Raw genomic sequence first — 24,992 nt, forward strand, 5'->3', positions numbered from 1 at the left:
CCCGGGCGGAGCGGCGGGCCGTTCAACCCCCGACCCGTTCGTCTTGCTCCGCTCGCTATCGCTCCTGCGCTTCTCCCCACTGGGGAGAAGGCGCGGACGGCGATGTCTCCGCCAGTTCCAGCAATGCCCGTGCAGCCCTTTCGTCGGTGATCAGCGTATTGCAGCCAATGCGCTTGATCGTGGCGCGGATCGCCACGGCCCGATGAGCGCCGCCGGAAGAGAGCACGATATGTTTGGCCTCCTTCAGCGTGTCGAGATCGACGGACATGACGCGCCGATTGATCGAGTGGTCGACCGAATTGCCGTCCTTGTCGAGGAAGTTGAACATGGTGTCGCAGACGCAGCCAGCATCGATCAGTTCCTGCAACTCGGCCTTGGAGATCCAGCCCTCCGACAGTGAGGTCGAATGCGGGCCGATATCGCCGCAGCTGACGATCGCCAGATCGAGGTTCTCGGCGAGACGATAGATCGTGTCCAGCCCGCATTTTTCGATCAGATTGCGCTTGGTCTCGATGGAATCGACGAGAAGCGGCGCCAGGAACATGTAGCATTCGGCGCCGAGCTGATTTGCCAGCCGCCATGTGTAGTCGATCGGGTTGGTCTGGTGCACGGCGACGATGCCGCCAAGCAGCGACACGACCTTGCAATTGGTGCGGCGCGGCGGCCGGAAGCTTGACAGCGAGGCGGTCATGGTGCGGCCCCAGCCGACGCCGATCGTATAGTCGTCGGGAATGGCTTCGGAGAGGAACTGGCCAAGCGCCAGGCCGACATTTTTCGCCAGCGAATTCACATCACAGCTGATCGGTGCGGGTACGACGATCGCCTCGTCGAGGCCGTAGGCGCGCTCCAGCTTCACCGAAAGTTCAACGCAATCGCCGATCGAATCGTTGATCCAGATCTGGACTTCGCTGCGTTTCATCGCCTCGTCGAGCAGGCGGATCACGGTGGTGCGGCTGATGCCGAGCTGTTCGGCCACGTCTTTCTGGGTGAGGCCCTCGTTATAATAGAGCCATGCCGCCCTCAGCCGCAGCGAGGATGCTTCGGAATAGGCCGTGTGCGTGCCGCGTTTGAGCTTGACCACATCTCCTCCGCAGGATGCCCGCCCTCAATCCCCCATGGGATGAAGGGCCGTAACGACGCTTTTGTTGGGGGATAATGACGGGTGTGACACTTATGTCAATTGAAATGCACAAATGTCCTTGACTTTTCCTTGGGTGAGTGGCGATAGTCCGGGTGACACAAGTCGTTCTTGTCCGTCGAGGAGGACATAGTGCGGGCATGCCGAAAGTCACGACCGGCCTTCCAGCCGCAGGCGGCATCGCTTGCGTTCGAGCCGTCGTTCGTTGGCGGCTGGAACACGGCGACTGTCCTTCACGTTTATAAATCATCCGTGACGGATGCGCGCATTTTCGCCTGCAGCATGCAAACAACCTGCCGGTAGATCACCTTTGCCGGGCGGAACTCGCGCCGGTCGCAGCCCAAGTTCAACAAGGATTATTGACCATGACATCCAAGCTTGACCAACTTCGCGAGATTACCACCGTCGTCGCCGATACCGGCGACATCGAGGCCGTCGCCCGCCTGAAGCCGGTTGATTGCACGACGAACCCGAGCATCGTGCTGAAGGCACTCGGCACGCCCATGTTCGCCGACGCCATCAAGGAAGCCGTCGCCTGGGGCAAGAAGCAAGGCGGCAATCCCGAAGCCGTTTCATCCGCCGTCGCTGATCGCCTCGCCATCTCCGTCGGCGCTGCGCTTTCCAAGCTTGTTCCGGGACGCGTATCGACCGAAGTCGATGCCGACCTTTCTTTCGATACACAAGCTTCGATCGACAAGGCTCACAGCATCATCGCCGGGTACAAGGAACGCGGCATCGAGAAGGATCGCATCCTGATCAAGCTCGCCTCCACCTGGGAAGGCATACGCGCTGCCGAAGTGCTGCAGAAGGAAGGCATCGATTGCAATCTGACGCTTCTCTTCTCGAAGGCACAGGCCGTTGCCTGCGCCGACGCCAAGGTATTCCTGATCTCGCCCTTCGTCGGCCGTATCCTCGACTGGTACAAGAAGTCGACGGGCAAGGATTACACGCCTGAGGAAGACCCGGGCGTCATTTCGGTTCGCGACATTTACAATTATTACAAGGCCAACGACATCAAGACGATCGTCATGGGTGCTTCGTTCCGCAGCGCTGGCGAAATCGAAGCGCTGGCCGGTTGCGACCGCCTGACGATCGCTCCGAACCTGCTCGACGAACTCTCCAAGGACGAAGGCAAGCTCGAGCGCAAGCTTTCGCCCGAGATCATCAAGCCGGCTGCGAAGATCACCGTCGACGAGAAGACCTTCCGCTGGCTGATGAACGAAGATGCGATGGCGACGGAAAAACTCGCCGAAGGCATTCGCGCCTTCGCCAAGGATCTGGGGACGTTGCGGACCATGGTGCAGAAGGAACTGCAGCTCGCCGCCGCCTGATCGGCACGGCATGCAATCGGAGGCGCGGCTGCCGGCTGGCAGGCGCGCCTTTTTCGTGCTGTTATCAAGGGCATATGCTGTCGGAGACCGATATGGCGGATGAGGAAAGGACGAATTCGCTTGCGGCATTTGTCTACAAGCATGCGAGCTTCATCATCGCCACTCTTGCTGGACTGGCGGTCTTCCTGGCTGTGACCTCGCGCGAGGTCAGCGCCGGCAATATCCTGTTCGGCTGGAATGTCAGCGCCGGCGTTTTTGTCGCGCTGAGCTGGCGCAAGATGCTGCGGGCGACGGTTGACAGCATCCGAAAACGCTCCGCGGATCTTGATTTCTCCGATACCGTGCTCTTGGCGCTTTCGATCGGTGCCGCACTTGCCAGCATCGCCGGCATCGGCATCGAGCTTCATTCGATCAAGGAGGCGGCACCTGACGTCGCGCTGGCACGGGCAAGTGCGGCGATTTTGACGATCCTGATCTCCTGGTTCTTCCTGCATACGCTCTTCACCATCCACTATGCCCATTATTTCTACGGCGGGGCGGACGAGGAGGGCGGGCTCAAATTTCCCGATGGGATCGAAGAGCCCGGCTACTGGGATTTCCTCTATTTCTCCTTCACCATCGGCGTTGCCGCACAGACGGCGGATGTCGCGGTCAGTTCGACCAGCATGCGCAAGCTGACGCTGTTGCATGCCGTGCTGTCGTTCCTCTTCAATACGACGATCCTGGCGCTGGCGATCAATGTCGGGGCAAGCCTGCTATAATGCATCTTGCCAGAGCGGCTGCGAGGATCTGAGGAGCCGAAGGCATGAGCGGGCCGCGCCGCCTGCTCTTCAAACCGGAGGGTATGATGGAAAGCGCCTCAAGCCGGTCCCGACCGGCCGATTTCGTTCTGCTCCTCGGCAGGTTTCTGCTGGCGCTGATCTTTCTGCATGAGGGCTGGTCCCTTGCGGCAGATCTCACTGCGACCATCGACACTTTCGCAAAACTGGGGCTGTCGACGCCGATGGCACTTGCTACCATCGCCCTTCAGATCGGCGCCGGCCTTTCCGTCGCGGCAGGTTTCCTCACCCGGCTTGGCGCACTGGCGCTGGCGCTCTTCTGCCTGGCGACCGCCTTGCTCTTCCATACGAATTTCGCAAGCCAGAACGAGTTGCTGCATTTCGAGAAGGACCTGGCGATTGCCGGCGGCATGTTTGTGCTTTCGGCTTCCGGCGCGGGATCGATATCGATCGACAGGCTGCTCAGAAAGAGGGCCTCGATGCATCCCTGGCTCAGGGCAGCGTTGTCGTAAATAGCGAGGTCCGCCGCGCTTGCCTGAACTTCGCGGGCGCTTCGCGGCGCAATAAAACCGAATAAAACCGAACAAACAGCAGCGCCGATGCGGGCTAAACTTCTGGCGACAGGTCAGGAGTATGCCAGTGATGTCATCAGTGCAAAGCAACCAGCAAAAGCCAATTCTCGTCTTTCTCGGCAAAGGCGCTGCCTGCGGTATCGTCTCGAAGCTGAATGAGAACGGATATGCCGCGACGGCTGTGTCTTCCATACCGGAGCTCTTCGACGCTTTGCGCTCGGACCGATATTGTCTGGCGGTAACGATGCGGGCGGATATCGACCTGGTGCGAAACATCAAGCCGATACCAGTCATCAATCTGGAGGTGTTTTTCCATGCCATCAAGCCGACAGCAAAGTCGGTTCCTTCCTCGAAAGAATTCGACAGCGATGCCTTTCTGAGAAGGATCGCGGCGCTCACGGAGTCAAAGACAGCCAGGATTGCTGCGGTCCAAAGAACGCCAACTCTCAATGAGACGGTGATTGCAGCCGCGGCGAAGGCATCCCGGTGGCGTGCCGCCACATCTCTGCTTCTAAGTCGCCGCGCCTCGCCCCGCGCAGAGCGAGCCGACTAGCGGTGGCCGAATTCCCGTCGCAGAACCGGACTTCGCTGGGCCTGGATCCGGACCATCCGGCCCCGCCTTGCCGACCGATCACGCGCCTTGCGGACGGATCTCATCGGCGTCGTTCCATCGGGTTTCGTCGGTTTGAAGGCGTCATTCCAAAACGCGAAGTCTTCACTTGGTGCGGGTGTCTTTTGATGTTCCAGCTATTGGGGGCGGCCTCGGCAAGCGGGTACATCATTACGGCACTGTTTCTGCTCGTGGCGATCGGTCGTCTCGCCAGAAACGCCCTTCACAAACTCACCGCCCGGCTCCCCAAGCGTTCCGCGTTGAAGCACTATGCGACGGCGAGCCTCTCGCTGTTATTCTTTTGTCTGCTGGTCATCCGCGTCTGTTTCGTCGCCACGGTTATCATCGACAGCACAATCCGAGATGACCATGTGAAAGTCAGTGGCGATCCCGAAAGGCAGTTTTGATACCGGGCGCCGTGTCGGCGACGTTGGCATCCCTGTTCGCAACATTTCGCAACATTATCGAACATAGCATTGCACGAGACCTGATAAGGCGGAGCCGTATCGGTGTGGCAGCTGATATCGTACGGAGAAAAATGCCTGGCGACACGACATTGGAGATTTTAACCACCGTGATCGATGGCGGATGAGGCCGCCTGATTGATAAAGGCGGAAACGTGATAATTTCGCGCCGACAGGACTCCTGGCAAGAGAGCAAATGACGATGGCATATGAAATGGCAGTTCCCAATCAGGCTCATATCCTCATCGTCGAAGACGATTCCGCGATCGCCGATATGCTGGTGGACCTCGTCCGGACCAGCGGCTTCGAAGCCTTGTCGGTGGAGAGCGGCGCGGCCATGGACCGAATGATGGCGCGACAGCAATTCGATCTCATCGTCCTCGATGCGATGTTGCCGGGGGAGGACGGCTTCAGCATCTGCAGGCGGCTTCGCGCTTCGCGCTCGGTGCCGATCCTGATGCTGACGGCGCTCCAGGAGGATATCGACCGCATTCTCGGCCTGGAGCTCGGTGCTGACGACTATGTCACGAAACCATTCAACTCACGCGAGCTGCTGGCCCGGATCAAGAGCATTCTCCGCAGATCATCATATGCGCACCATCACGAGGAAACGCTTGGGCCTATGACGTTTTCGGGATGGCGCATCGATCCGAAAAGCCGTCAACTTCTCGACGCGGACGGCGCGCAGGTTTCCCTGACAACCGCGGAGTTCGATATCCTCCTGGCCTTCTGCTGCAATCCCAATAAGGTTCTGACGCGCGAACAGCTTTTGTCGATGACACATGCAGGGTCGGCAGGGCCGGTGGAACGCAGCATCGACGCCCACATCAGCCGGGTCAGGCAAAAAATAGAGCCAAATCTGAAAGACCCGACGTTCATCAAGACTGTGCGCTTGGGGGGCTATCTTTTCGCATCCAAGGTAGAGCGTCTCTCGTGAGAAATTTCCGGCGCGCTTCGATCCAGAGCCAGATCCTCATATTGGCGACCTTTCTTGTCGTGCTGGTTTCCGTCGTGGCGACCGCGATGGAGCCCTATATCTACGGCCGTCATGATCGCGGCTTTCAAAACGGCCTGTTTGCCGGCAGGGCGGCGATGGTCGCCGAGCAATTTGCACAGGCAAGGTCAGTCGAGGACGAAGCCGCGGTTCTCAAGAGAGCAGCGGCACTCGGCGTTGAGGTCGAAAAATTGTCCCTGGATCAGCCGCTTGCCGGCAAACAGCCGATGATAGCTGCAAGCGAGATCGTGGCGCGCATCGACGCGCTGCTCGCCGACAATATTTTCGCGGCATTTCATCGTTTCGTCATGGGTCCATCGCATCCAGACGTGCTGACTGTCGGAATTGACGACAGGCGTGCTCTCATCTTTCAACTGCCGGTTTTTCCCAGCTATCTGTGGTTCGTTCCGGCAGCTGCAAGCGGATTTTTGAAAATCGTCATTCCGTTGGTGCTGCTCGCATATTTCAGCAGCCGGCTCATTACCGAACCTCTGAGGCGCTTTGCCGCCGCTGCCAAACGCGCGAGCATGGAAGGCAGCCTGGAAAAGCCTTTCGAACCGGATGGTGCAGCCGAGATCCGAAGCCTGGCGGAATCGCTCAACGTCATGAGCGACCGGATCCAGAGCATGGCGGAGGATCGAACAAGAGTGCTGAGCGGCGTGGGCCATGATCTCAGGACACCGCTGACGCGATTGCGGATGCGTGCCGAGCGTTCCGCAGAGCCGGAACTTCGCAGCCTGATGCTCGCCGATATCGCCACTTTGAATTTCATGATCGACGAGTGTCTGGCCTATTTCAAAGATCCCTCGGTGAGGGCGGTCGATCGAAAGGTCGATATCTCAAGCCTGCTGCAGACGATTGCGACCGATTTCTCCGACACCGGCGTCGATGTGCGGTTCATCGGTCCGCGGCGATTGGCGTTTGTCTGCAAACCTCAGGCGCTGACCCGCGCGATGACCAATCTGGTCGAAAACGCGTCCCGTTATGCAACGCAGGTCGACATCGAGTTGCAAGGCCGTGACGATGGCGGGATCCGGATAGAGGTGAGGGACAATGGTCCCGGTCTGACGGACGAGCTCAAGGCGAAGGTTCTGGAGCCATTCTTCAAGGGGGACAAATCGCGGCAGATCGCCGCCGCAGGCGGTTCCGGGCTTGGGCTTGGTCTTCCGATCGCCCAAGGGATCGTCACCAAAGCGCATAACGGACAATTGACGTTGTTGGACGGGAAACCACGCGGCCTGGTCGTCGTGATCGATCTGCCCGCTCGTCAGGTGATCCAGCCCGAAGGCTCGCCGTCGATCCCTTCATCACACTGACTGCCGGCCGACCGACGGCGTGGTCATGCGTCGCGTCGCGCTGCTTGGTCGCAAAGAGGGTTTGCGAACATTTCCGCATATCATAACAAACACAGCAACATCCGAATTCCATAAAACCGGTGCCAGCAGATGCCGTTCGGCATTTCCAAAGCTGGAGCCAAGCCATTGATAAAAAATTTGAAAATCGGCGCCGCACTGATGCTCGCCTGCTTGAGCGTTGCCGCATGCACGACCCCTGACCCGACGGTGTATTCCGGACTTGCTTCGGCATCACAGCTTCGACCGAACATTGAGGATAAGACCGGCCGCGTGCCATATCGCTATCAGACGAATGTCATCTGGAGCCAGTACAACAGGATCATCGTAGATCCCGTTACGGTCTATAACGGCCCTGACAATCAGTTCGGCAAGGTTTCTGAAAAGGACAGGATTTTCCTCGCCAGTTACATGCAGCAGCAATTCACGGAAAAATTGAAGACACGCTTTGCCGTCGTCAGCACCCCTGCTCCGGCAACGCTCAGATTGCATCTGACGCTGACGGGCGCGAAGGCAACAACTGCGGTGCTCGGAACGGTCACGCGCATCGACGTCGCCGGCGGATTGTACAACACCGTCCAGGCGGCGCGCGGCCGAGAAGGCTCGATGACCGGTTCGGTGAACTATGCCGTGGAGATCTATGATGCTGCGAGCAATCGTCTCCTGTCTTCCTATGTCACCAAGCAATATCCGAATGCGATGAATATCGGTGCAAGCTTCACGGCGATGGATGCCTCGATGGTCGGCGTCCGGAAAGGCGCCGACGCGCTCCTTGCGGAGTTGAAATAGCCGGATGGGTCAATGAGCGTGGACATGTTCTACGTCCACGCTCATTGCCGCTGCGTTTCCGCTCACAAGATCGCCTGGCCGGCCATCAGCGCAAGGACGAGGAAAATCAGGAAGATCACCAGCGCGATGCCGAAAAGAACGCGGGCGATCGTCGCGGTTGCTGCCGATACGCCGGAGAAACCGAAGAAGCCGGCGACGATCGAAATCACGAAAAATATCAGAGCCCATTTCAGCATGGCGTCATCCTTTGCGTTTTGCCTGGGAAGACGCAGCAACCGGGAAAATGTTCCAGATCGTCGGAATGGAATGGCTCTGATCTTCGGCCTGCCCCTCCCGGTGCTGCTGATGGGTGTAACGTCGAATTTCGTATCCTTGCCTTCTCCCGATCAGCCGTGATTGATCATCACGTGGCGCACGGCGGTGTAGTCCTCCAGCGCGTAGACCGACATGTCCTTGCCGTAGCCCGACTGTTTGAGGCCGCCATGCGGCATCTCGTTGACCAGCATGAAATGGGTGTTGATCCAGGTGCAGCCATATTGCAGGCGGGCGGCGGTCTTCATGCCGCGGCCGATATCCCTCGTCCAGATGGAGGAGGCGAGGCCGTAATCGCTGTCGTTTGCCCAGGCAACGGCATCGTCGGCATCGGAGAAGCGGGTGACCGAGACGACCGGGCCGAAGACCTCGCGGCGGACGATCTCGTCGTCTTGCAAGGCGCCTGCTATGACGGTCGGGGCGAAGAAGAAGCCTTTGTCGCCGGAAACCTTGCCGCCAGTGGTGATCTCCATATGCTTGTGTTCGGAAGCGCGGGCGACGAAGCTTTCGACACGGTCGCGCTGGCGCCTGGAGATCAGCGGCCCGATCTCATTTTCGGTATCGTCGGCCCGGTTGAAGCGGATGCTTCCGACGGCTGAGGAGAGATCGGCGACGAAATTGTCATAGATCCTGGCGTCGGCATAGATGCGGCAGGCCGCGGTACAGTCCTGACCGGCGTTGTAATAGCCGAAAGTGCGGATGCCGGCGACGACGGCATCGATATCGGCGTCGTCGAAGACGATGACCGGCGCCTTGCCGCCGAGTTCCAGATGGGTGCGCTTGACCGTCTTGGCGGCGGCCTGCAGCACCTTCTTGCCGGTGGCGATATCACCTGTGATCGAGACCATGCCGATCTTGGCATGGTTGATCAGGGCGTTGCCGACGCTTTCGCCGCGCCCGAGAATGACGTTGACGACACCTTCGGGAAGGATGTCCGAGAGCAGTTTCGCCATCTTCAGCGAGGTCAGCGGCGTCTGTTCCGAGGGCTTGAAGACGACGGTATTGCCGCCGGCGATCGCCGGCGCCAGCTTCCAGGCCATCATCATCAGCGGATAGTTCCACGGCGCGATCGAGCCGACGATGCCGATCGGATCGCGGCGGATCATCGAGGTGTGGCCGGGCAGGTATTCGCCGGCGGCCGGGCCGTGCAGGTTGCGCACGGCGCCGGCGAAGAAGCGATAACAATCGACGATCGCCGGGATTTCGTCGTTCAGCACCGCATTGATCGGCTTGCCGCAGTTCAACGCTTCCAGAGTCGCGAAGCCGACAGCATCCTTCTCGATGGCGTCGGCGATCTTCAGCAGGTAGCCGGAACGCTCGCCCGGCGTCGTTTGCGACCAGCGTGCGAAGGCCTTTTCGGCAGCATCGACGGCGGCATCGACCTGGGAAAGCGAGGCTTCGGCAAGGTCGATCACCGTCTCGCCTGTCTTCGGGTTGAGGATGTGTTCTTCCGTCTCCGTGCCCTTTTCGAAGCGGGACCCGATCAGCATTTGGGTATCCATGATGTTCTCCCTTTTATTTGCCGGCGCCGGCGATCTGGTCGCCGTCGCGGGTGAGGTAGTAGGCTGCCAGGATCGGCAGGAAGGTGACGAGCACCACGAGCATGGCGACCACGTTGGTGACCGGGCGCTGGCGCGGGCGGATGAGTTCTTCGAGCATCCAGATCGGCAAGGTTGATTGCTGGCCGCCGGTGAAGGTGGTGACGATGACCTCGTCGAAAGACAGGGCGAAGGCAAGCATGCCGCCGGCAAGAAGAGCGGTGCCGATGTTCGGCAGGATGATATGGCGGAAGGTCTGGAAGCCGTCGGCGCCGAGATCCATCGAAGCCTCGATCAGCGAGCCGGAGGTGCGGCGGAAGCGGGCGACCGCATTGTTGTAGACGACGACCACGCAGAAAGTGGCGTGGCCGAGCACGATGGTCCAGACCGAAAACGGGATGTCGAACAGGCTGAAGGCGGAGCGCAGCGCAATGCCGGTGATGATGCCGGGAAGGGCGATCGGCAGGATGACCAGCAACGAGATCGCCTCGCGGCCGAAGAATTTCGTCTGGCTGACGGCCGCAGCACAGAGCGTGCCGAGCACCAGCGCGATCGCCGTGGCGATGACTGCGACCTGTACGGAGAGGCTGAGCGCCGACCAGACATCCGGCCGGTTCCAGGCAACGGGGAACCATTGCAGGGTCAGCCCCGGTGGCGGCCATTGATAGCTCTTTTCCTCGGTCGTGAAGGCATAGACGAAGATCAACAGGATCGGCAGATGCAGGAAGAGCAGTCCGACGGCTGCGGCGATCTTCAAAGCCAGCGGCGATGTCTTGAGGTCAGAGCGCATCGAAGGCCCCCATCTTCTTGGCGAGCGACAGGTAGAGCGCCATGATGACGATCGGCACGACGGAGAAGGCGGCCGCCAGCGGCACGTTGCCGGCCGTTCCCTGCTGGGCATACACCGCCTGGCCGATGAACAGCCTGGACGAGCCGATGATCTGCGGGATGATGTAATCGCCCAATGTCAGCGAGAAGGTGAAGATCGAACCGGCGACGATGCCGGGCAGCGCCAACGGCAGCAGCACGGTGCGGAAGGTCTGGCGCGGCGTGGCGCCGAGATCCGCCGAGGCCTCGATCAGGTTGCCGGGCACGCGCTCCAGGGCCGCCTGCGTCGGCAGGATCATATAGGGAAGCCAGATATAAACGAAGACGATGAAGGTGCCGAGGTAGCTCACCGACAGCGAATTGCCGCCGATGACGGGCAGATTCAGGACGGCGTCGAGCAGCCAGGAGAGATGGAGCTTCTCAAAGATCCAGGTGAGGATGCCTTCCTTGGCGAGGATCAGCTTCCAGGCGTAGATCTTGACGAGATAGCTCGACCAGAGCGGCAGCATGACGCCGAGATAAAAGAGCGCCTTCCATTTGCCTTGCGCATAACGCGCCGCGTAATAGGCGATCGGAAAGGCGATCAGGGCGGAAGCGACGGTGACCAGCGCCGCGATGACGACGGTGCGGATGATGATGTCGAAATTCGCAGGATTCAGCAGCTGGGCATAGGTCGAGAGGGTGAATTCGTAATTCACCAGGCCGGAGAAATCGTCGATCGAGAAGAAGCTCTGCAGAAGCAGGGCGATCAGCGAGCCGATATAGATGATCCCCAGCCAGAGCAGCGGCGGCGTCAGCATCAGCAAGAGCAGCAGCTTCGGGTGCCGCCAGAAGGCATCCGACAATTGGCCGAAGAAGCCGCCGCGCCCCGGAAGGATCGATGTCTTGCCGCCTGAGATGGTGAGCGCCGTCATGCCGCATCGTCCATATAGTGGATATCGGCCGGCTGCCAGGCGAGGTGGATGCCGGCTCCGACATCCGGCACCGGCGTGCCTGCCGGCAGCATGACATGCAGCCGGCTGCCCTTGAGGTCGACGCTGAGACGCGTGGCTGCGCCGAGGAAACTTGCGTTTTCGACTTTCGCCTCGACGCCGTCGCCTGTCAGCCGGATCGCCTCGGGACGCAGGCTTGCCCAGCGTTTCTCACCGCCGAGCAAGGCCATGAGATCGGGCGCGATGACGTTCGAGGAGCCGACGAAATCGGCGACGAAGCGGGTCTTCGGGCAGCGATAGATATCCTGCGGCGTGCCTTGCTGGACAATGTTGCCATCGTTGAAGACGGCGACGCGATCGGCCATCGACAGCGCCTCGCCTTGATCGTGGGTGACGAAGACGAAGGTGATGCCGAGCGCGCGCTGCAGGCTCTTCAATTCCTCCTGCATCTGCTCGCGCAGCTTCAGGTCGAGCGCGCCGAGCGGCTCGTCGAGCAGCAGCACTTTCGGCTTGTTGACCAGCGCGCGGGCGAGCGCCACGCGCTGCCGCTGGCCACCGGACAGCTGACCGGGGCGGCGGGCGCCGTAGCCCGGCAGCTTGACGAGTTCCAGAGCATCGCCCGCCGCCTTCATCCGCTCCGCCTTGCCGACACCCTTGACCATCAGCCCATAGGCAACATTGTCGAAGATATTGAGGTGCGGAAAAAGCGCGTAGTCCTGGAATACGGTGTTGACGTTGCGGCGATAGGGCGGAACGCCGTCGGCCGTCTCGCCGAAGATCTGGATATGGCCCGATGTCGGCTGTTCGAAGCCGGCGATCAATCTCAGGCAGGTCGTCTTGCCGGAGCCGGAAGGTCCGAGCATGGCGAAGAATTCGCCGGGTGCGATCTCGAGATCGACGCCGTCGACGGCGCGAACCTGGCCGAAATGGCGCGATACCTGCTGGAAGCGGACGGCTGACGTCATGGGAGCTCCGGGTCGTGTGTGTTCAGAGAGAGGCTCGGTCTTGGTCAATAAAGACCCGGCCCCAAACCCCTCCCCCACAAGGGGGAGGGGCTTAACCTGCCGTACCCTTTCGCAAATACCTTGGTGTTTCGGCAGGATTCGGCGGTGCCGTTCAGACCCCCTCGTAGGGAGGGGACTTTATGGACGCGGACCGGCCCGGTTCATCGCCCGCCGATCACTCCGATATAATCCGACACCCAGCGATGATAGGGCACGCATTCGCTCTGCGTCGTGCATTTGGCGACCGGGGTTTTCCAGAACTTGATCTTGTCGAAGTGATCGAAGCCGTTGGTGGCGCAGCCGGCCTCGCCCATCAGTTCGTTGCCCTTGCAGGCTGCGGGAACGGAGGGCACGGCGCCAAACCAGGCGGCGGCATCGCCCTGGACCTTGGCCTTCAGCGAATGTTCCATCCACATATAGGCGCAGTTCGGATGTTCGCTGTCGGCATGCAGCATGGTGGTGTCGGCCCAGCCGGTGACGCCTTCCTCCGGGAAGGTGGAGGCGATTTTCTGCTTGTCGGCCTGCAGCAGGTTCACCTGGAAGGGCCAGGAGCCGGAGGCGACGACGCCCTCGTTCTTGAAGTCGTCGATCTGGATCATTGCGTCGTGCCAGTAGCGCGAGACGAGCTTGCGCTGGCCGCGAAGCAGGTCGAGGGCGGCCTTGTACTGGTCCTCGGTCAGTTCGTAGGGATCCTTGATGCCGAGATCCGGCTTGTGGGCCATCAGATACATGGCGGCGTCGGCGATATAGATCGCGCCGTCATAGGCCTGGACGCGGCCCTTGTTCGACTTGCCGTCGGGCAGCGTCTGCTCCTCGAAGACGACGTTCCAGCTGGTCGGCGCCTTGTCCTTGAAGGCATCGGTATTGTACATCAGCACGTTCGGTCCCCAGAGATAGGGCACGCCGTAATGGACGCCGCCGACCGTGTACCATGGGCCGTTCTGCAGGCGCTCGTCGACGGTCTTGAAGCTCGGGATCAGATCGGTGTTGATCGGCTGGACGCGCTTGCCGGCGATGAGGCGCAGCGAGGCGTCGCCGGACGCCGTGACGAGATCGAAACCGCCCTCGTTCATCAGCGAGACCATTTCATCCGAGGTGGCGGCGGTCTTGACGGAAACCTTGCAGCCGGTCTCCTTTTCGAAATCGGTGACCCAGTCATAGTTCTTGTCGGTTTCGCCGCGTTCGATATAACCGGCCCAGGCGACGATGCTGACCGCACCTTCGCCCTTGCCGAGCGCCTTCAGCGGTTCGGCGGCGACCACCTGCGTCGCGAAGCTCAGGCAGGCAAGCGCTGCCGTGCAGGATTTCAAGAGATTCGTCATCATCCGTCTCCCGGTCTGGTGCCACTTTTGTGGCGGTTTGTTCCCGGATGAAAAGGTGACGCGAAAAGGTCGCTTTCGCAAATTCATTTATCAGAAGGGCGTTATCGGAAATTCCGATATCAGCGGATGCGGCCGGACCGCAGGCTTTCGGCGATGCCGACGAAATCGCGCGCCGCCTGCGGCAGGCTGGAACCCTTGCGCCAGACCATGCCGACCTGGACGACCGGCAGCGAACCGGAGACGTCGCGGCTCTCGATGCGGTCGCCTTCCAGCGACCATGGTCGGTAGACGAGATCGGGAAGCAGCGCCACGCCGGCGCCCGTTGCAACCAGGCTGCGCACCGCCTCCACCGAGCGGGTGCGGAAGGCGACATGCGGGCGGGCGCCGAGTGCCGAGAGCAGCTTGCCGGTATTCTCCTCGATTTCGTCGACCGTCAGCATGATCAACGGTTCGCGGGCGATGTCGGCGATCGAGATGATGTCGGCCGACACCAGCGGATGGCCCATCGGCAGCCACAGTCGATAGGGCGAGGTTTCGAGGATTTCCGCCTGCAGCGCCATGCGGTCGCGCAGGTTTGAGATCACCATGACGGCGACATCGAGTTCGCCGCCGACCAGGAGATGTTCGAGGTAACCGCCATTGTCCTCGATGGCGCTGACCTCGATGCCCGGGCAGGCGCGCCGGTATCGCGCCAGCAGGTCGGAGAGGACGTAGCCGGCGACGAGCGAGGTGACGCCGATGTTCAGCGCGCCGGAAAGGGTGCTTTGCTGGCCGGAGAAGCTGGTCCGCGCATCGGAGACGGAGGCGAGAATCTTCGTCGCGTGGCGCAGGAACTGATGGCCGTTATGGGTGATCGTCAGGCCGCGCGGATGACGCTCGAAGAGTTCGACGCCGAGGTCGGTTTCGAGCTCCTTCAGCGCTTCCGTCACCGAGGATTGCGAGATCGAAAGGTTCTGCGCGGCGCGCGTCACCGAACCCTGTTCGGCGACGGCGACGAAATATTGAACCTGGCGAAGCGTGAAAGCCATGGGCGTTTAGAGCATGGCGAAACAGGCCGTGGCAAGCGGCCTAAAAAAGTGGACCTTTTTTGGTGTTTTTCCAAAATGGCGCAGGCTTTGCGCGCCCACTTAAACTTTCTGAAACGTCATTTCCTTAGCGTTCTCAGCACTAGTCCTGCGTTGGAGTTTCAGATGGCGGAGCAGTTGGCGTGAAGGCCTTACTGCGCATCTTCCGGCCCTCCCGGAAATTGGCAATCATCATCGGTGGAGTCGCTCTTCTGGCGGGCGTTTCCGGCGGTGCGGCAGTCTATGTCGGCAAAGACAGGCTGATCGGCGCCGCTGGTGGCGGCTACGGGCTCGAATGCAGCGACGTCAACCTGGTGACGATCCGCAAGCAGAACCACGTCTGGGTGCGCAAATACATCAAGACCGAACCGACCGACGGGATGACGCGCGTCAGGACCGCGCTTCGTGTCGCCCAGGCCGTTTATGCCGCGCAGAAGCCGGATCTGGTGCAGGTGGTGGTGCTCGACGAGAACGGCCCGACGTTGCGTGCCGACATTCGCGGCCGGGCGATTGGCGCCGATGTCGTCTATATCCCGCATCCCGATCAGACCGTTCCAGGCCTTAACGACAAGTCCTATACGGCGCGCTATTATGACGGCAAGGCCAGCGAAAACGGGCTGTTCTTCGGCGAGCGCATAGACATGCCGTCCGAGGAGGTCGCCATGATCAGCGCCGCCTTCAAGGACCCCGAGGATTGCGTCGATCCGGTCGCGGTCGGCTCGACGAAGAATGGGGAAAAAGCCAGGGAAACGAAGGCTGCCGGCGGCGGCCATGGTGCCGCACCGGCGGGCGAAAGCGAAGCCGCGCCTGCCGCAAAGGGCGGGAGCGCCGATGGGGTGGCGGAGGCCCCGGCCGAAGAGCCGCCGGAAACCGCGCCTGCCAAGAAACACTGATTAATCGGCATGAAAAAAGCGGAGCGCCGGCTACAGCGCCGCGCGTCTTTCAGACGCGCAAAGGACGCTGTAGCACTTTGAATCGCTGCATAATTTTATCCTTAAATCGATTCCGATTTAAGGAATTACGCAATGGCACTCCGCTTCGTTTCTCTGCGTCTTTTTCCGTCAGTCGGCCTTGTTGCGGCGGGCCGGGAAGAGGATGACGTCGCGGATCGACGGCGCGTTGGTGAGAAGCATGATGAGGCGGTCGACGCCGATGCCGAGGCCGCCGGCCGGCGGCATACCCTGATCGATCGCGTCGAGGAATTCCTCGTCCAGTTGCTTTTCCTTCTCGCCGCGGGCATGCGCCTGTTCGAGCTGCTCGACCATGCGGCGGCGCTGCTCTTCGGGATCGTTGAGTTCCGAGAAGGCGTTGCCGAGTTCCCAGGCGTTGCAATAGGTCTCGAAACGTTCGACGAGGCGCGGCTCGCCCGGCACTTCCTTGGCGAAGGGCGAGATGTCCTTCGGAAAATGCGTGACATGCGACGGCTGAATCAGTGTCGATTCAACCTTTTCCTCGAAGATGAAGGCGAGGCATTCGCCCCAGGTCCAATCCTTCTCGACCGCGAAGCCGGCAGCCTTGGCGGCGGCGCGCGCCTCTTCATCGGTCTTGATGGCGCGGAAATCGATGCCGGTGGCTTCCTTGACGGCATCGGGCATCGGTACGCGCTTGAACGGTCCCTTGAAGGAGATCCGCTTGTCGCCGAAGTCGAATTCCGTCGTGCCGTGAATGGAGAGCGCCAGGGTCTCGAACAGCCGCTCGACGAGGTCCATGACGTCCTCGTAGTCGGCATAGGCCCAATAGCATTCCATCATGGTGAATTCGGGATTGTGCCGGGTGGAGACGCCCTCGTTGCGGAAGTTCCGGTTGATCTCGAAGACCTTGTCGGTGAGGCCCGAGACCAGCGTGCGCTTGAGGAACAGTTCCGGCGCGATGCGCAGATACATGTCGAGCTTGAGCGTGTTGTGATGCGTCTTGAACGGCTCGGCGGTGGCGCCGCCATAGACCGAATGCAGCATCGGCGTCTCGACTTCCATGAAGCCGTCATTTTCCATGAAGCGGCGGATGCCGGAGACGATCTTCGAGCGCTGCTGGAAGCGGAGCTTCGAATCCTCGTTGGTCATGATGTCGAGATGGCGCTTGCGGTACCGCAGCTCGATGTCGGAGAGGCCGTGCCACTTCTCGGGCATCGGCAGCAGCGACTTCGTCAGCATTTCGATCTTCTGCGCATTGATCGTCAGCTCGCCACGCTTGGTGCGGCGGACGATGCCGGTGACGCCGATGATGTCGCCGATGTCGATCATCGGCAGCAGGGCGCGGGCCTCCTCGCCGGTGACGTCCTTGTGCGAGAAGATCTGGATCTTGCCGGAGGCGTCATGGATATCCATGAACATGCCGGAGTTGCGCGAGGAATAGACGCGGCCGGCGACGGTGACGACATCCTGCGTCTCTGTATCCGGCTCCAGGCTCTCGTATTTCGCGGTCAGCTCGGCATTGCCCATCGTCCGATGGAAATGCGCCGGATAGACCTCGCCGATCTGTTCGCGCAGCAGCTTCAGCTTCTGGGCGCGCACCTCAGTCGCGTCGGAGGAGAGGGTGTTTTCGGTCTTGTTGTCAGCCACTGTCGAAATCCTCTGACTGTTCTTACTTCGAGCCGACGAGGGCGGCGACCGCCTGTGCGGCGAGCTTCAGGCGCTGGCGTACGACGGAGCGGCCGAGGATCGCCATGGAATCAAAGAGCGGCAGGGACCGCGACGAGCCGGACACGGCGACGAAGAGCGGCGAGACCACGACCTTCAGTTTCTTGCCCATGCGGTCGGCGATCGCGCGCAGCTCGGCCTCGATCGTCTCGACATTCCATTCCAGGATCTTTTCGAGATCCGGCTGAACGGTGTTGAGGATCTCGAGGATCTCCTCCGGCGGCGACTTGATCTTGGCAAAGTCGGAAGGCTGCAGGCCGAGATCGGACTTCAGCAGGAAACCGGCGAGATCGGGCAGCTCGCCGAGCTTGGAGATGCGCGTCTGCGACAGCCGCAGGCCTTGCTTCAGACGATCGTTTTCCATCGCCCAGCTCAGCACGCGCGCCTGGAATTCTTCTTCCGACAGCTTCTCGCGGATCCAGCGGCCGTTCAGCCAGTCGAGCTTCTGAATATCGAAGATCGCACCGGCCTTGGAGAGGTTTTCCGGGTCGAATTTTTCGGAGAGCTCGTCTATCTCAAGCAGCTCTTCGCCTTCGGCGATCTGGATGAAGAACAGGCCGAGGAAGTTCATCAGCGCTTCCGGGATATAGCCGAGCGCGGAGTAATAGGAGATCGAGGTCGGGTTCTTGCGCTTCGACAGCTTCGATTTGTCGGCATTGCGCATCAGCGACAGATGCATGAAGACCGGCTGATCCCAGCCGAAGTAGCGATAGAGCAGGATGTGCTTCGGCACCGAAGCCAGCCATTCCTCGCCGCGCGCCACATGGGTGATCTTCATCAGATGGTCGTCGATGACGTTGGCCATATGATAGGTCGGCATGCCGTCGGCCTTGATGAGGACCTGCATGTCGACCGAATCCCACGGGATGGAAACATCGCCGTAGACGCCGTCCGTGAAGTCGCAGGAGCCTTCGGCCGGGATCTTCATGCGGATGACGGTCGTTTCGCCGGCGGCCATGCGCGAGGTGACTTCCTCGGCCGTGAGGTTGAGGCAGAGACCATCGTACTTCGGCGGCTTGCCGGCGGCGCGCTGGGTTTCGCGCATCTGCTCCAGCCGAGCGGGCGTACAGAAACAGCGGAAGGCATGGCCCTTGTCCAGCAATTCCTGCCCGTAAGGCTGGTACACTTCCTTGCGGTCGGATTGGCGATAGGGGCCGTAGGGGCCGCCGATATCCGGGCCTTCCTTCCATTCCAGCCCGCACCATTTCAGTGCGTCCAACACCTTCGTTTCGAATTCCGGGGTCGAGCGCGTCGCATCGGTATCCTCGATGCGCAGGATGAACTCGCCGCCATGCTTCTTGGCGAAAAGATAGTTGAAGAGAGCGATATAAGCGGTGCCGACATGCGGCTCGCCGGTCGGCGAGGGAGCGATGCGGACGCGGACGCCGGTAGCTGTCCCGGAAACTGTCATTGTGTGTGCCCGTCAATGAATGCCGGACGGCTTTCATGGGAAAGCGACGTTCGGCCGGAAGGATGCAGATATCTTCATCGGCAAACCGGCCGGAAAAGGGCATGCGCCCGCACTCTCCGCCGATCGTCCGTTCGGCTGGCCTTAGGCCATATTCAACCGGGCGCGTCAAGAAAAACCACGTTTGCAAAGGCCTGATGGCGGCGGGTGAGGGCGCGGCGGTTCGGCCGCGCCCTCCAGTCCAAGCCTCAATGGGCGGCGTCGCGTTTTCGCTTGCGGGCGTTGCGCGCGAACATGTTCAGCACCTCGACCAGCGCCGAGAAGGCCATGGCGGCGTAGACGTAGCCCTTCGGCACGTGGAAGCCCATGCCTTCGGCGATCAGCGTCGTGCCGATCATCAGCAGGAAGGCGAGCGCCAGCATGACGATCGTCGGGTTCCTCTCGATGAAGTTGGCCAGCGGGGTCGCCGCAACCAGCATGACGGTGACGGCGGCGACGACTGCGACCACCATGATCGGCAGATGCGGCGTCATGCCGACGGCGGTGATGATGCTGTCGACTGAGAAGACGAGATCGAGCAGCAGGATCTGGCCGATGGCCGATGCAAAGCCGGTCGTTGCCGACGTGGCGATGAAATCCTCCTGATGGTCTTCCGGGTCGACGGTATGATGGATTTCCTTGGTGGCCTTCCAGACGAGGAACAGGCCGCCGGCAATCAGGATCAAATCCTTCCAGGAGAAGCCGTGGCCGAAGGCTTCAAATAGCGGTTCGGTCAGTTGCACGATCCAGGCGATGGTGCCGAGCAGAGCCAGGCGCATGACGAGCGCAAGGCCGATGCCGATTTTGCGGGCCTTCTCCCGGTGCTCGGGCGGCAGCTTGTTGGTGAGAATGGAAATGAAGATCAGGTTGTCGATCCCGAGAACGACTTCCATCACCACCAGCGTGATGAGCGCCACCCAGGCGGCCGGATCCTGAATGAGCGTCATGATTTCCTGCATCAGCGTATATCCCTTTTGCGTCATATGGATAAATGACGCTCGCAATGTAATGACACCGGCCTGCCAGACAAGCGCCGCAAGGGGGTATACGAAAGTGATGTGACTTTTATTCCTTGATCGGCAACCAGATTTCGGTGACGCCCATGCCGGTATAGGGATCGAAGCGCTCGTCGTAGCGTTCGAACATGTCGGGTATCTCGCCGTGCTCCAGGCCGGATGTCGGCCACCATGCGCCAAAAATCCGGTTCATCGTCGCCGGAATGCCCGAGACATGGCCGCGATGGCTAAAGACGACGTAACGCTGGCCGGGAAGCTTGAGCGTTGCAAAATCCGCTGGCAGATCGCCAGCATCGGCGATTTCGGCGGCGGCCATATAGCGGAATTTCTCCGCTTCGCCGGTGATATGCGTGCAGATGCCGTAGGCGACGTTGCCCTTCTGGCCGGGGATATGACCGAAATGGGCATTGAACTTCTGCCAGAGGGAGGGAATGGCGGCATTGCCACCATAGGGATAGATCTCCTGCAGGCCGGCAAAGAGCATCGGCGGAAGGGTTTCGAAGCGGGGCGGTTCGAGGTCGTTGAGGTGGGCGGGGTCCATTCTGATCGGCTCCAGCAAGATAAGGTTACGGGCGTGTCCCTGTCTGCGCACCGCATCCGGCGTCATGCCGAATTGGTCGCGGAAGGCACGGGTGAAAGCCTCGTGCGAGCCGTAGCCCGCGCAAAGCGCAACCTCGAGAATGGTCGATGAACCGCCGACCAAGGCCGGCACGGCGCGGCTGAGGCGCCGCCCTCTGATATAGCTGCTGATCGAGTGGCCGGTGACGAGCCCGAAGACGCGCGACAGATGGTAGCGCGACAATCCGGCGGCTTCCGATATCTCTTCCAGCGATATATCGCTTTCGAAATGGCTCTCTATGAACCAGATCGCCCGTCCAACGGCGCTCATCCTCACTCCCCTGGTTGCGGCTTCTTCCTTAAAGAAAAGCCGGCAGCCGGGTTTGATCGCAGTTGCGGACTTTTGGCCGATGGAGGCGGGCAGTCAAGGGTGCGGTCAGTCGGTCTTGTGTCGGGGCGCACCGTAGGCGGCCATGAAGACCCGGATGGCGCCGCGGATGACGCGCTCGATTTCGTCGCGAGACGGCGGTTCTTCCATGCTTCCGAACAGCCGGAGCTTGAAGAAGCTGCCGCTGGCGAGATCGAGAAACTGGCCGGCGGCCAGATCGATGTCGTCGATCTCAAATCTGCCTTCGGCGATGTGCCGCTCCAGGAAGTCGCGCATGATGGTGCGCAGGTTTTCCGGACCCTTGAAGAAGCGTTGACAGAGAACCGGCATGCGGTCGCGAACGCCGAGAACGGTGCGCATCGCGTTGATGACCTTTTCATCGGTCATATGGGTGACGAAGCTTATCCCGAATTCATACAGGCCGGCTTCGGGATCGTCATGTTCGGCAAGCGCCGTGCGCACGGCCGCCACGAAGGCGGCGCGCTCGGCCTCGATCATCGCCGAAAACAGTTCTTCCTTGTTGGTGAAATAGACGTAGAGCGTTCCCTTGGAGACACCGGCCTCGCGCGTCACGTCGTTCATGCTGGCGGCGTCGAAACCCATTTTCATGAAGACACGCTTGGCGCCGGCGAGAATCTGCTGGCGCTTGGCCGGATCTTCGCCTGCAGCAAATCGGCCTCCGGGCGCGGGAGGGCTGAAGACGGCGGCGTGGTCGGGGTTCAGCGTCATGTCTCCTTAACCGTGTTGACGGTTTCGTATTTTCTTTAAAAGAAATCGAACCGATTGGTTCTATACATCTTGATATGACGGTAAAACAGGTTTAAGTCAACTGAACCGAACCGTTCAGTTCGATTATTTACTCCAAGATCGGTAAAGTGGCCATGTCGAGCAACCAGAAGAGCAATGTCGCGCGGATTGTCAGCGAAAACGCCGAGACCGAAGAGGTCAAGGCCGAGGTCGCAGCTGTTGCGGAAGCTCCGACGGCGGAAGCCCGCGAAGTCCCTTCCACTCCCGCCCAGTCGGCGCCGGCCCCGGTCGCCGCACCTGCGGCTGCGAAGAAACGCCGCAGCCCGGTGCTGCCGATCGTCGTGCTCGCCCTTCTCGCGGGCGGCGGCTGGTATGGTTATGAATGGTGGACGAACGGCCGCTTCATGGTGTCGACCGACGACGCCTATATCGAGGGCGATATTGCAACGATTTCGCCGAAGGTCACGGGCTACGTCGCGAAGGTGAATGTTGTCGCCAACCAGGAAGTCAAAGCGGGCGACGTGCTTGCCACGCTTGATAACGGCGACTATCAGAACGCCCTCGACCAGGCCCAGGCCCAGATCGCCACCGAACAGCTTTCGCTGCAGCGTATCGACGCGCAGATCGAAGGCGCCAATGCGAGCCTCGTGCAGGCGCGGGCGCAGAAGGTGGCACTCGAAGCGGCCGTTCGCGGTGCTGAGATCACCCAGAAGCGCCAGAGCGAGCTTCAGGCGAAGTCGGTCGGCACTGCCGCCGATCTCGACAACGCCAACATCGCTCTCGATCAGGCCAAGGCCAATCTTTCCGGCGGCGATGCCAACATCGTGGTTGCGCAGGCCAATGTCACCATTCTCCAGGCCCAGCGCAAAGAGGCCGAAGGCTCGGTCCGTTCGCTCGAGATCTCGCGCGACAAGGCTGCCCGCGACCTTTCCTTCACCGTGCTGAAGGCGCCTTATGACGGCATTGTCGGCAACCGCTCGGTCCAGGAAGGCGATCTCGTCTCGCCCGGCCAGCGCCTGATGGCGCTCGTTCCGGTGCGCCAGCTCTATATCGACGCCAATTTCAAGGAAACGCAGATCCAGCATCTGGTGGCGGGATCGAAGGTCAACGTGCATGTCGATGCCTATAGCAATCATCCGATCGTCGGCACCGTCGAATCGATCTCGCCAGCATCCGGCTCGGTCTTTTCGCTGCTGCCGCCGGAAAATGCGACTGGTAATTTCACCAAGGTGATCCAGCGTGTGCCGGTGCGCATCGCGCTGCCGCAGGATGCGCTCGACAGCGGGCGTCTACGCGCGGGCCTCAGCGTCGTCGTCGACGTCGATACCCGCACGGCGCCGAGCAAGTAGGCCTTTCGAAAAGGCGGAAGGCGGAGGTGGTCTGATGGCCGGGAGCGCGACAGCAACAGCGGGGACGATTCCGGCAACGCCTGCGCAGGCCGACGAGCGCATGGATCCGAAGAAGCTCATCGCCTTCTTTGCGATGGTGCTCGGCATGTTCATGTCGATCCTCGACATCCAGATCGTCTCGGCCTCGCTTGCCGAAATCCAGGCCGGCCTTTCGGCCGGCAGCGACGAAATCGGCTGGGTGCAGACATCCTATCTGATCGCCGAAGTGATCATGATCCCGCTGTCCGGCACGCTGGCGCGCATCATCTCGACGCGTTACCTCTTCGCGATCTCGGCTGCCGGCTTCACCATGGCGAGCGCGCTGGCGGCGACGGCGACGAATATCGACCAGATGATCGTCTACCGGGTCATCCAGGGCTTCATCGGCGGTGGTATGATCCCGTCGGTCTTCGCAGCCGCCTTCACCATCTTCCCACCGTCGAAGCGCAGCATCGTCTCGCCGATCATCGGTCTGATCGCGACGCTGGCGCCGACCATCGGCCCGACCGTCGGCGGCTACCTCAGCCACGCCTTCTCCTGGCACTGGCTGTTCCTCGTCAACATCGTACCCGGCATCATCGTCACGATCGTCACCTGGAACTTCATCGATTTCGACAAGCCGGAACTGTCGCTCTTCAAGAAGTTCGACTGGTGGGGGCTGATCTCGATGGGCGTCTTCCTCGGCGCGCTGGAATATGTGCTCGAAGAGGGCAATTCGAACGACTGGTTCAACGACAGCTCGATCACCATCGCAGCGGTCGCTTCCGGCGCTGCCGCCATCATCTTCTTCTATCGCGCCTTCACGGTGGAATTCCCCGTCGTCGACCTCAAGGCCTTTGCGAACCGGAATTTTTCCTTCGGCTCGGTCTTCTCCTTCGTCATGGGTATCGGCCTCTATGGCCTCACCTATATCTACCCGGTCTATCTCGGCCGCATCCGCGGCTATGATTCGCTGATGATCGGCGAGACGATGTTCGTCTCCGGGCTTGCGATGTTCTTCACCGCGCCGATCGCCGGCCGGCTGTCGACCAAGATGGACCTGCGCCTGATGATGGTGATCGGCTTCGTCAGCTTTGCCGCCGGCACCTTCATCATGATGCATCTGACGGCGGATTGGGATTTCTACGAACTTTTCATCCCGCAGATCCTGCGCGGCTTCGGGCTGATGATGTGCATGGTGCCGATCAACAACATCGCGCTCGGCACGATGCCGCCTTCGCGCATTCGCGGCGCGTCCGGCCTGTTCAACCTGACCAGAAACCTCGGCGGCGCCGTTGGCCTTGCCGTCATCAACACCGTGCTCACCAACCGGCAGGACGTGCACTACGAGCGGCTGCGGGAGAATATGGACTGGGGCAATCCGGCGGCGGTCGACCAGATGAACAACATGGCCGCCAATTTCAACACCTACGGCATGGATGGCGCCTCGGTCGCAGTCAAGCAGATGGTCGGCCTTGCCACCAAGCAGGCGATCATTCTCTCCTTCAGCGACGTATTCCTGATCCTGACCGCGCTTTTCCTGGCGATGATCCTCGGTGTCGCCATGATCAAGAAACCCGCGCCGCAAGGCGGGGGAGGCGGTGGCGGCCACTGACCTCCGGCCTGCCGCCCCTTGAAAAGGCCCTCTTCGGAGGGCCTTTTTGTTGCTGTTTTCCGGCCGTCGTGTCATCAGGCGAATGATCGCCGGTCGGATCGATCCGAATCGGGTAGGCCATGCCGGAAAACCACGCGGAAACCGGCCCGTTCGATTTTTTGATTTACGTACATCAAAATTGGCGCTAAT

The 24,992-nt window shown here is 60.8% G+C and carries 24 protein-coding genes; 11 read left to right on the forward strand and 13 right to left on the reverse strand.

The window, feature by feature from the left end:
- Window positions 1-55: 55 nt before the first annotated feature.
- Complete coding sequence (locus tag EEQ99_RS15520) at window positions 56-1,081, reverse strand: sugar-binding transcriptional regulator (RefSeq protein WP_063475277.1); 1,026 nt, start codon at window positions 1,079-1,081, stop codon at window positions 56-58.
- 422 nt (window positions 1,082-1,503) lie between these two features.
- Here EEQ99_RS15520 and tal point away from each other — a divergent pair, with 422 nt between their 5' ends.
- The 8 genes from tal (at window position 1,504) to EEQ99_RS15560 (ending at window position 8,029) form a co-directional block, all read left to right on the forward strand.
- Window positions 1,504-2,469, forward strand: coding sequence for a transaldolase (gene tal / locus EEQ99_RS15525; RefSeq protein WP_047616243.1), 966 nt, complete (start codon window positions 1,504-1,506; stop codon window positions 2,467-2,469).
- Window positions 2,470-2,561: 92 nt separating this feature from the next.
- A complete protein-coding gene (locus EEQ99_RS15530; protein WP_047616601.1) occupies window positions 2,562-3,230 on the forward strand; it encodes a DUF1345 domain-containing protein in 669 nt (222 codons plus the stop codon).
- 83 nt (window positions 3,231-3,313) lie between these two features.
- Window positions 3,314-3,760, forward strand: coding sequence for a DoxX family protein (locus EEQ99_RS15535; RefSeq protein WP_047616603.1), 447 nt, complete (start codon window positions 3,314-3,316; stop codon window positions 3,758-3,760).
- Between the two features lie 121 nt (window positions 3,761-3,881).
- Window positions 3,882-4,373, forward strand: coding sequence for a hypothetical protein (locus tag EEQ99_RS15540; RefSeq protein WP_047616244.1), 492 nt, complete (start codon window positions 3,882-3,884; stop codon window positions 4,371-4,373).
- 2 nt (window positions 4,374-4,375) lie between these two features.
- Entirely contained in the window at window positions 4,376-4,837 is a 462-nt protein-coding gene (locus EEQ99_RS35145) for a hypothetical protein (RefSeq protein ID WP_244604805.1), read from the forward strand.
- Window positions 4,838-5,090: 253 nt separating this feature from the next.
- Window positions 5,091-5,831, forward strand: coding sequence for a response regulator (locus EEQ99_RS15550; protein WP_047616246.1), 741 nt, complete (start codon window positions 5,091-5,093; stop codon window positions 5,829-5,831).
- Complete coding sequence (locus EEQ99_RS15555) at window positions 5,828-7,204, forward strand: ATP-binding protein (protein ID WP_047616247.1); 1,377 nt, start codon at window positions 5,828-5,830, stop codon at window positions 7,202-7,204. The genes EEQ99_RS15550 and EEQ99_RS15555 overlap by 4 nt, the downstream gene beginning before the upstream one ends.
- A gap of 165 nt (window positions 7,205-7,369) precedes the next feature.
- Window positions 7,370-8,029, forward strand: a complete 660-nt coding sequence (locus tag EEQ99_RS15560) for a DUF3313 domain-containing protein (protein ID WP_174824462.1) — start codon at window positions 7,370-7,372, stop codon at window positions 8,027-8,029.
- 62 nt (window positions 8,030-8,091) lie between these two features.
- On the opposite strand, the gene EEQ99_RS15565 is transcribed toward EEQ99_RS15560, so the two are convergent.
- The 7 genes from EEQ99_RS15565 to EEQ99_RS15595 form a co-directional block, all read right to left on the reverse strand.
- Complete coding sequence (locus EEQ99_RS15565; protein ID WP_003566688.1) at window positions 8,092-8,265, reverse strand: DUF1328 domain-containing protein; 174 nt, start codon at window positions 8,263-8,265, stop codon at window positions 8,092-8,094.
- A gap of 150 nt (window positions 8,266-8,415) precedes the next feature.
- Window positions 8,416-9,843 (reverse strand): gamma-aminobutyraldehyde dehydrogenase, encoded by a 1,428-nt coding sequence (locus tag EEQ99_RS15570; protein ID WP_047616249.1) that lies wholly within the window; start codon window positions 9,841-9,843, stop codon window positions 8,416-8,418.
- Between the two features lie 13 nt (window positions 9,844-9,856).
- Entirely contained in the window at window positions 9,857-10,669 is an 813-nt protein-coding gene (locus tag EEQ99_RS15575; protein WP_097543068.1) for an ABC transporter permease, read from the reverse strand.
- Window positions 10,659-11,621 carry an ABC transporter permease gene (locus EEQ99_RS15580; protein WP_127430714.1) on the reverse strand — a complete coding sequence of 321 codons (963 nt, stop codon included), beginning with the start codon at window positions 11,619-11,621 and terminating at the stop codon, window positions 10,659-10,661. The genes EEQ99_RS15575 and EEQ99_RS15580 overlap by 11 nt, the downstream gene beginning before the upstream one ends.
- Window positions 11,618-12,604 carry an ABC transporter ATP-binding protein gene (locus EEQ99_RS15585; protein ID WP_097543070.1) on the reverse strand — a complete coding sequence of 329 codons (987 nt, stop codon included), beginning with the start codon at window positions 12,602-12,604 and terminating at the stop codon, window positions 11,618-11,620. The genes EEQ99_RS15580 and EEQ99_RS15585 overlap by 4 nt, the downstream gene beginning before the upstream one ends.
- Before the next feature lie 200 nt (window positions 12,605-12,804).
- Window positions 12,805-13,965, reverse strand: coding sequence for an ABC transporter substrate-binding protein (locus tag EEQ99_RS15590; protein WP_097595193.1), 1,161 nt, complete (start codon window positions 13,963-13,965; stop codon window positions 12,805-12,807).
- Between the two features lie 119 nt (window positions 13,966-14,084).
- Entirely contained in the window at window positions 14,085-14,993 is a 909-nt protein-coding gene (locus tag EEQ99_RS15595) for a LysR family transcriptional regulator (RefSeq protein WP_127430715.1), read from the reverse strand.
- Window positions 14,994-15,172: 179 nt separating this feature from the next.
- Between EEQ99_RS15595 and EEQ99_RS15605 the strand changes: the two genes are divergently transcribed.
- Window positions 15,173-15,922 carry a hypothetical protein gene (locus EEQ99_RS15605; RefSeq protein ID WP_127430717.1) on the forward strand — a complete coding sequence of 250 codons (750 nt, stop codon included), beginning with the start codon at window positions 15,173-15,175 and terminating at the stop codon, window positions 15,920-15,922.
- Window positions 15,923-16,090: 168 nt separating this feature from the next.
- Here EEQ99_RS15605 and lysS read toward each other — a convergent pair whose 3' ends face one another.
- The 5 genes from lysS to EEQ99_RS15630 all read right to left on the reverse strand — a co-directional run bounded on the left by lysS (window position 16,091) and on the right by EEQ99_RS15630 (window position 21,803).
- Complete coding sequence (gene lysS, locus EEQ99_RS15610; RefSeq protein WP_063475288.1) at window positions 16,091-17,587, reverse strand: lysine--tRNA ligase; 1,497 nt, start codon at window positions 17,585-17,587, stop codon at window positions 16,091-16,093.
- 22 nt (window positions 17,588-17,609) lie between these two features.
- Window positions 17,610-19,076, reverse strand: coding sequence for a glutamate--tRNA ligase (gene gltX / locus EEQ99_RS15615; protein ID WP_047616688.1), 1,467 nt, complete (start codon window positions 19,074-19,076; stop codon window positions 17,610-17,612).
- 245 nt (window positions 19,077-19,321) lie between these two features.
- Window positions 19,322-20,071 (reverse strand): TerC family protein, encoded by a 750-nt coding sequence (locus EEQ99_RS15620; RefSeq protein ID WP_047616605.1) that lies wholly within the window; start codon window positions 20,069-20,071, stop codon window positions 19,322-19,324.
- Window positions 20,072-20,177: 106 nt separating this feature from the next.
- Complete coding sequence (locus tag EEQ99_RS15625; RefSeq protein WP_047616266.1) at window positions 20,178-21,017, reverse strand: AraC family transcriptional regulator; 840 nt, start codon at window positions 21,015-21,017, stop codon at window positions 20,178-20,180.
- Between the two features lie 105 nt (window positions 21,018-21,122).
- A complete protein-coding gene (locus tag EEQ99_RS15630) occupies window positions 21,123-21,803 on the reverse strand; it encodes a TetR/AcrR family transcriptional regulator (protein WP_047616269.1) in 681 nt (226 codons plus the stop codon).
- Between the two features lie 152 nt (window positions 21,804-21,955).
- On the opposite strand from EEQ99_RS15630, the gene EEQ99_RS15635 reads away from it, so the two are divergent.
- Together EEQ99_RS15635 and EEQ99_RS15640 are read left to right on the forward strand one after the other, a co-directional pair.
- Window positions 21,956-23,170, forward strand: a complete 1,215-nt coding sequence (locus tag EEQ99_RS15635; RefSeq protein WP_127430718.1) for an HlyD family secretion protein — start codon at window positions 21,956-21,958, stop codon at window positions 23,168-23,170.
- 34 nt (window positions 23,171-23,204) lie between these two features.
- A complete protein-coding gene (locus EEQ99_RS15640; protein WP_127430719.1) occupies window positions 23,205-24,803 on the forward strand; it encodes a DHA2 family efflux MFS transporter permease subunit in 1,599 nt (532 codons plus the stop codon).
- The last annotated feature ends 189 nt before the right edge of the window (window positions 24,804-24,992 follow it).

Source organism: Rhizobium anhuiense (genome assembly GCF_003985145.1).
In the GTDB taxonomy this organism is placed as follows: domain Bacteria; phylum Pseudomonadota; class Alphaproteobacteria; order Rhizobiales; family Rhizobiaceae; genus Rhizobium; species Rhizobium anhuiense.